Raw genomic sequence first — 7,120 nt, 5'->3', positions numbered from 1 at the left:
CGGTGGCCGAGTTCGACTACCAGGGCGAGGTCCCGGTCCGTCGTCGGTGGGCACTGGCTCGCCGCAGCCTGAGAAGGCCCGAGGAGATCGCCTACGCTCCAGCAGCTGCCGTAGCTCCTTACGCAGCCGGTTCCGTGCGGTCTCCAGGGAGCCGAGGTGCGGGAGCCGGGCCTCGTGAAAAATCTTGGTCGTAACGGCCTCGGCAGCTTCTCGCACCGGGGCTGGCGCAGTCCCGTCCGACCGCCGCTGACCAGGAATGGCTTGCTCCAACAGAAGGAGTACCCGCTGTACGGGCGTGAGCATCGGCTTGGACGTAGCCCGGGCATGGTCGCGCTCCGCGGCCAGAATGTCCCGGGCCAGAGCCAGCAGTGCATCCGCTGTCCGCTCCAAACCGGACTCAGCAGACTCTCTGATCGCCTTCAGCCGGTCCTCAAACCACTGCTGTCGCAGCGGATTGGCCAGCGGACGGGAGTTCAATTGGTCAGACACGGCCAACAACAGATAGGCGGTACGGGCCCGGGGGTCGGCGTTCGCCATGACCTGGTCCAGGAAGTCCGGGGCCGTCATACGCTCCGGCGGAACAAGGTGACGGGCACCTGATTCCTGAAGCCACCGCTCGATCAAATCATCCACATGGGCACCGGCGGCGCGCGGCCTGAAGTATTCAGAGTCGGGGTGGTGGCGCTTCCACGCCACGTATTGGACCACGCCCAGCCACTTGGCGAGTTCGACGTGTCGGGGCTCCGCCTTGGTCGGCAGTGCCGAGTTGAGGGCCACGAGGAACTGTCGGACCAGGCCGATGAATCGGGCATGGGTGAGCGGATCGGCGAGGGCCGCGAGGAGGTCCTCCCGAGGAGCTTCGGCGCGCAGGGTGTCGATCCTGCACGTAGGGGCTCTTGCAGTGAGGAATTCCCGAAGCTCGCCGTCGACGAGCCACAGCACCTCGGCCACAGCGTGGTCACGGTCCTTGCACAGGCCCCAGTGCGGCGCCTCGTCGACGCCCAGTACTTCGCGCAGATGATCGGCGTCGTAGCGGGCGAACGCCTGCTCCAGGCTCGTCAGGGCGTCCGCATGGTCGACAACGTGGTGTAGCGCGTCGCCCGGGCGCCGGGCGCGCATGATTTGCCGCAGCTCGGCCGTAGTGATGCCACGGTCCAGGAACACCAGGTGCCCGTTGCCGCCGTTGTCCACCTCCTCCAGCCTGGACCGCACCACGGTGAAAACGGTCAGGCTACGGGGGGCGGTATGCGGGGCGCCCGGCGTCGCTCCGCCATGCGGGTCCGCTCCCCAGGAGGGCCGGCGGAGGCTCGGCGACGGCCTCGGCTAAGCCCTTGGGCCCGCTGCCCGCCCTGCCACCGACGGGTTGGGTCCAGCGGCGCCACTCCGGCGGCTCCGTCCCGCCCATGGTGATGGCTGCGCGCGGGGCGATCCTCTTCAGTACATGGCGATAGGACCACAGGGCGATCAGGGCCCGTTGCTCCTCGGTGGCGTAGTCCTCCACGTCCGGGTCGCTCAGGAGGTCGGGGTCCAGGCCCTCGATGTCCGCAAGGAGTTGGTCGCGAGCCTTGATCAGGGCGGGGCAGTACCGGACCGCATCCGCCCGTGAGGCGGCGACGACTTGCGCAGCGACACCGTGCCGCAGCCCGGTGAAGGCCCAGTGCCGAAACATCCGTGCGGCCTTGGCCGCAAGGTCGTCGCCGCTCGCATCGGACGTCCGGACCGCGGGCCCCGGCGCACCGACATGCAGGGCGTCGATGTCGGCCTTGCCGTCGTCCGCGGCCCTCTCGTACAGCACGGGCCTCAGCACGCCGTCGGCCAGCGCGTCCCGGGCGGTGTAGACGTCAACGGGGGTGCCGAACAGGTGCTGGACGGCGGCCTGTGACCTTCTCGGCACGGGGGCGTCCGCGAAACCGAGATAGGCCGCGTTGGGCAGGATCTCGCGCAGCCGGACGTGGTGAACGGTGAGGTCGTGCGGCTCGTCCAGGATTACCAGGATGTTGCTCCGGGTGTTCACGGCGGCGGGCAGCGGATCCTCGAGGTCGGTGTACGGCGGCTCGGTCGCGTCCCGTACGCCGACGAGCCTCTGGAGGGTGAGCACGAGCACGTCCGGCACATCGAGGGCGAGGGCTTGGGCGGCCCTGTGCGCCGAGAGCGGGCTGACCACGCCCTCACCGCCTTGCGCGAGGTCGTCAGCGATGCGGTGCTCCCGCTCCCGGCGCTGGGCGACTACAATGATCTTGTGACCGGCGAGCTGCGGATGCGCCCGTAGTCGACGCACCAGGAAGCTCATGGTCCGTTCCGCCCCCGAATCCGCGAAGTGCCGGACCAATCCGCCGTGCCAGGCAGGGGTGTTGCCCGATCGGCCGTCCATCCGGTCGACGAGCAGGTCGATCACCCGGTGAACCGCGCGGTACTGCGGATAGCGCGCGACCGTCTTGACCACCGTCCCTTGCTGCCCGTAGCCCGACGGCGGCCACTCCCTCTCCTGGACGAAGTTTCGTACCAGATCGAGCAAATGGGACGGCCTGAGGACACCGGCGGTCAGGGCCTCCCACGGGCGTAGCGGACGCTCGACCGGGCATCCGAGTTCGGCGCGCACCTGCTCCTCCGTCGCCGGCGCCACGGTGCGCCAGCGATCGAACTCCCACGCCGCAGAGGTGATGGTGCCCAGCCGGGCATCCGAGTCATCCATGACCACCAGGAGCTGGGCGTACCGGGCCAGTTCGGGCCGCGCCGGTGCGGAGTCGCGACTGGCCCCAGCGAGGTTCCGGATCCGGTGGATGAGGTAGTCGATGACACCCCGCGCGTCCGGCTCCTGCGCGATGACGACCCAGGGCAGCCCGTTCACCCGAAGCAGCACGTCCGGCACAGCCGCATCGCCGACGTGGCGCTCGGCCACAAGCCGGAAGTCATTGGTGCCAGGCGCGAGTCCTTCCCAGTCGACCAGCCGTACCAGCGCGGGCAGCCCCTCGTGCGACCTCCGGCAGCCCGCTCCACGAGGTCGTCGCCGACTAGGACGTCATCGTCACCCTGGGTGCGACCACACGACTGGTGATCACCGACCCGTTCAAGGCCGCCAAGGTCCTCCTGCAGGCCAAGGACGATAGGACCGGCAAGCTGCTGCCCGGCGCGACCGTGAAGATCGGTACCGGCGACTCGACGCTGCTCACCCTGACCACCGGCGCCAAGGGCACGGCCTCCGGAGAACTGCCGGTGTCGAGTCGGAAGACGCAGTTCTGGGTTAAGGAGATTAAGGCGCCCACCGGATACGACCTCTCCAAGCTCGCCAAGAGCTTCACCGCGAAGCCGGGCAGCCCGGTCTCCGTGACCGTCACCAACACCAAGACCACCAATTCGACCCCGAGGTCCGACTCCTCCGAGAAGTCGTCGGGCAAGCCGGGCGCCGCCGAGTCCGCATCGGACCAGTCGACCCAGGCCACGGGCGGCAGCACGTCCTCCTCACGGTCCGACACGGAGGTCGCCAACCCGACGATGTCGAGCAGTTCGGCCTCCACGGTCGAGGGCACGCTCGCCCACACCGGCGCCGACGCCACCCCCTGGCTGATCGGCTGCACCAGCTTCCTACTCGCCGCCGGCACGCAGCACGACGCCACCGGATCGACGACCCCAACGGCCCCTCCCAGGGGTGACGCAGCCCAGCCAGCAGCCGCCAGGCCCTCGGAGTCCTCGCGATTCCGAGGGCGTTTGCGTACCCGGCCGGCGGACTCAACCGACTGGTCTCGCCGCCCTGGACAAAAGCCAGTTGATGATCGCCGTTCGGCATACGACCGTTGCATGATCGAGGAGCTGCTCCTCGTGCCACCGCTGAGGATTCGGCATACCGCGCACTTCGAGATCGGAGACGAACAGCCGAGTGCCGTGGCTGATCTGGCTGCGGATCTTGTACAGGCTTCGATGCATCTTCCGCATCACGTCGCTCGTCGCCGGGGCGTACTGATCGACGAACGCCCGGAAGGCCGAAGTCGTGCTCTCGCTGCCCGGGGCGTCCACCAGCACCTCCATACTCTGGACGACGGCCGTGTACGCGGCGGATGCCGACAGATTGCTGACCTGCGCCGCGTGGTGGAACCAGTGTGTCGCCCGGAGGAGGGTTCGTCGGTCGGTGACATCAAGGGAGCCGAAGGCGCGGAGGCAGCGCGTGAGGTAGGTGGGCAGGTGCAGGGGGGACTCGCACCTCACGAAACCCGTGTGTTCGTCCGTCACCGGAATATCACCCAGTTCGCCCCGCTCACACAGGCTGTCGGGCGCTCCGCCCCAGTTGGCCGGCCAGAACTGGTCGTGAACCCATTCGCCGCTGGGATGGTCTGTTTGTCCCGGATGCCGGAATGCCGCCGTCGCCCACCTACCGCGGACCGGCCCCCGCACGGGAAGAACCAGGTGCGCGGCAGCGAGCCCGAGGACGCTCATCCACTAGTCGGCGATCCGGTCGCCGCGTGACAGGGACAGCAGTGTGTCCTCCGTGCCGGGATAGGCGCATTCGAAGATCAGCGGGTGGGTCTCGGCGATCCAGGGTGTTGCCGGATTGCCCGCGGGCAGGGGACGCAGGACGAGCCGGTCCTCGAAGCGCCAGTATCCGTCGTTCGGCTGGGTGGAGAAGAGAATCTTCCTCACCAGGCGAGGCACGGGTGGCGCCAGCAACTGCAGGCGGATCCGTTCCTCCATCTCGGTCAGATGCTGCTCGGTCAGGGCTTCCCCCGGTTGCACGTCGCAGAGCCTGCCGCTTGCGGTGAAGTGCAGCACGAGCCGGGCTGGGCCAGTTGCCGGCTCGGGAAGGACAAGCCGCCGGTCGTCCAGGCTTTGGCAGCCGCCAACAAGCTGGAAGAGGAGTTCGAGCAGCTCGTCGGTATCGACTTCGTCGAGGTGCAGGCGACGCTTCACTTCGTCCTTGGTAATCTTCACGTGCCCCCGCTGCCCCTTCTGTCCTGACCAATAACACCTTGGGGCAGCGCAAGGACCGCGCGCAAGCGACTTACAGCGGCCGGGGGAGCGTGCGCGAATCGACGATGACGCGGCCGTTTCCTTTACTGAGTTCGGCTCGTCGGGGTGAATCTGCTCGAAGTCTCTGATGGGCCTGGAGCGGTGCCTGTATTCCGTGGTGTGTGAGATATGCGGATGGAGGCGGGCTGACTCCTGCGGGACGGCAGCGTCGGGAGTCGGTGCGGATGCAGGCGGCCGAGCTGTTCGAGCAGAAGATCAAGCCGCTGGAGGTGGCACGGCGCCTGAGGGTGAGTGCGAAGTCGGCCTACCTATGGCATCAGTTGTGGCGGAACGGCGGCGCGCAGGCGCTGGCCTCCCGCGGCCCGAGTGGATCCCGGTGCCGTCTTTCCCCGCGCTGCCTGGAGAGACTGGCCGCGTACCTCGAGCAGGGCCCGGCCGCGCACGGCTGGGTCGAGGACCAGGTGTGGACCGCGGCGAGGGTGGCCACGCTGATCGGCAGGAAGTTCCACGTCTCTTACAGCGTCTCCGGGGCGACGAGGCTGATGCACCGGCTCGGCTTCAGCCCGCAGGTCCCCGCGCGGCGGGTCGCCGAACGCGACGAGCAGGCCGTCACCGCATGGAAGGAGGCGACCTGGGCCGAGGTAAAAGGACCCGGGCGGCCAGCGGAGGCTACATCTGCTTCGAGGACGAAGCCGGGTTCACCCGACGGCCGCCCAAAGGACGTACCTGGGGCCGGCGCGGCCGCACCCCGGTCGTAACCGTGAGCGGCCGCCGCTCGGGGCGCCTGTCGGTGGCCGGGCTGATCGCCATGCGGCCCGGATCCCGCACCCGGCTGTGCCACCGTCTGCGCACTCACCGAGCGGGCCCAGGCCAGCGCCGCAGCATGGGCGAGCGCGACTTCATCGCGTGGATCGACGGCGTCCACCAGCTCGTCAAGGCGCCCATCGTGCTGGTGTGGGACCGGCTGAACACTCACATATCCCGCGTCATGCGTGAGCTGATCGCAGAGCGCGAGTGGCTGACGGTGTTCCTGCTGCCCGCGTACTCGCCCGATCTCAACCCGGTCGAGTGGGTATGGGCACACGTCAAGCGCAGCCTGGCCAACCTCGCCGTGGTCGCCCTCGACCGGCTTGAGGTCCTCGTACGCAACCGGCTCAAGCGCCTTCAGTACCGGCCCGACACCCTCGACGGCTTCATAGCAGGCACCGGCCTGACCCTCAGCGATACAACGTCACCTTGACCAGCCGAAGTCAGTAAGGAACTCGCGGGCCCCGCGGATCCTGGTCCCCAGGCGCTCTTGTGTAGCGCGGCCGTCGAGCCGTACGTCGAGGGCTCCGGGCAACGGGGCATCGACCCGGCGCCCGGCGGACAGCCGCGTGGCATCCAGTCCATCGCGCTGGGCGATCAGCCGGCCGAGGTCGTGACGGCTGAGGGCGTCCGGCCCGGCAAGGTGGAGCACACCTGCCGCATCCGACAGCGCGACTTCCAAGAGAGCGGCAGCCAGGTCCTCGACGTGCACCGGGCAGCGGACGTCGTCGGTGAACAAGACACCCTCACGTGTGCCGGCCACGAGAGCGTGCACCGTACGCTCGTGCACGTCCGGCCGTGCCCGATGATCAGCGAGGTGCGGGCGATCACGGCGCTCGGCACCAGGAGCCGTACGGCCGTCTCAGCGGCGGCCTTCGCGGCACCGTACGGGGTCACCGGGTCGGGAAGGCAGGACTCGGCATAGTGGACACCAGCTGTTGAGAACACCGCGTCGCTGGAGACATGGACCAGGCGGACGCCGAGCCGCGCCGCCGCCATGGCGATGTGGATCGAGCCCTCCGCCGTGACCTCCCAGTCGGCTCCGCCGCTCGATGCGTTGATGACGACTGAGGCGGACACCTCGCTGATCACCCCGGCGACCTGCGCGGGGTCTCGCACGTCAAGCGTACGCCAGATGACCCCCGGGACGGTGCCGGGGCGGGTAGTGGCGAACGTCGCGGCAGCCTCGGCGTCCGCCGAGGTGGCTCGGCGGACCAACTCCATTCCCAGAAACCCGCTGCCGCCGGTGATCAGGACCGTCACGCCGCTCACGGTAAGGCGTGCTGCACTGCTCTCGGGGCAGAACCGGGCCGAAGGACTCGAACGGCGGTGAGCCATACCCCTTCCCCAACTC

The 7,120-nt window shown here is 68.8% G+C and carries 5 protein-coding genes and 3 pseudogenes; 3 read left to right on the top strand and 5 right to left on the bottom strand.

All coding sequences use genetic code 11. The features are described 5' to 3' along the window. Together ACF061_RS25890 and ACF061_RS25885 are read right to left on the bottom strand one after the other, a co-directional pair. Positions 1-1,191: pseudogene (locus tag ACF061_RS25890) on the bottom strand (hypothetical protein); the annotation flags it as partial. 40 nt (positions 1,192-1,231) lie between these two features. After that, a complete protein-coding gene (locus tag ACF061_RS25885; protein ID WP_392269363.1) occupies positions 1,232-2,956 on the bottom strand; it encodes a type I restriction endonuclease in 1,725 nt (574 codons plus the stop codon). Positions 2,957-3,051: 95 nt separating this feature from the next. Between ACF061_RS25885 and ACF061_RS25880 the strand changes: the two are divergent. Further along, positions 3,052-3,285, top strand: a pseudogene (locus ACF061_RS25880) (SpaA isopeptide-forming pilin-related protein); the annotation flags it as partial. 441 nt (positions 3,286-3,726) lie between these two features. Here ACF061_RS25880 and ACF061_RS25875 read toward each other — a convergent pair. Further along, positions 3,727-4,428: a hypothetical protein gene (locus tag ACF061_RS25875; protein WP_392269365.1), complete on the bottom strand. Its 702-nt coding sequence runs from the start codon at positions 4,426-4,428 to the stop codon at positions 3,727-3,729. Between the two features lie 3 nt (positions 4,429-4,431). Next, positions 4,432-4,920, bottom strand: a complete 489-nt coding sequence (locus ACF061_RS25870; protein ID WP_392269350.1) for a hypothetical protein — start codon at positions 4,918-4,920, stop codon at positions 4,432-4,434. 257 nt (positions 4,921-5,177) lie between these two features. Here ACF061_RS25870 and ACF061_RS25865 point away from each other — a divergent pair, with 257 nt between their 5' ends. Both ACF061_RS25865 and ACF061_RS25860 read left to right on the top strand, forming a co-directional pair. Continuing rightward, entirely contained in the window at positions 5,178-5,717 is a 540-nt protein-coding gene (locus ACF061_RS25865) for a winged helix-turn-helix domain-containing protein (RefSeq protein WP_392269349.1), read from the top strand. Next, positions 5,633-6,199: a transposase gene (locus ACF061_RS25860; RefSeq protein WP_392269362.1), complete on the top strand. Its 567-nt coding sequence runs from the start codon at positions 5,633-5,635 to the stop codon at positions 6,197-6,199. The genes ACF061_RS25865 and ACF061_RS25860 overlap by 85 nt, the downstream gene beginning before the upstream one ends. Here the strand turns inward: ACF061_RS25860 and ACF061_RS25855 are convergent. Next, positions 6,191-7,029, bottom strand: a pseudogene (locus ACF061_RS25855) (SDR family oxidoreductase). The gene ACF061_RS25860 and the pseudogene ACF061_RS25855 overlap by 9 nt on opposite strands. Between the last annotated feature and the right edge of the window lie 91 nt (positions 7,030-7,120).

This window comes from Streptomyces sp. NPDC015220 (genome assembly GCF_043079345.1).
GTDB lineage: Bacteria > Actinomycetota > Actinomycetes > Streptomycetales > Streptomycetaceae > Streptomyces.
Note: the sequence above shows the minus strand (reverse complement) of the source record. Positions and strands in the feature narration are given on the sequence as shown.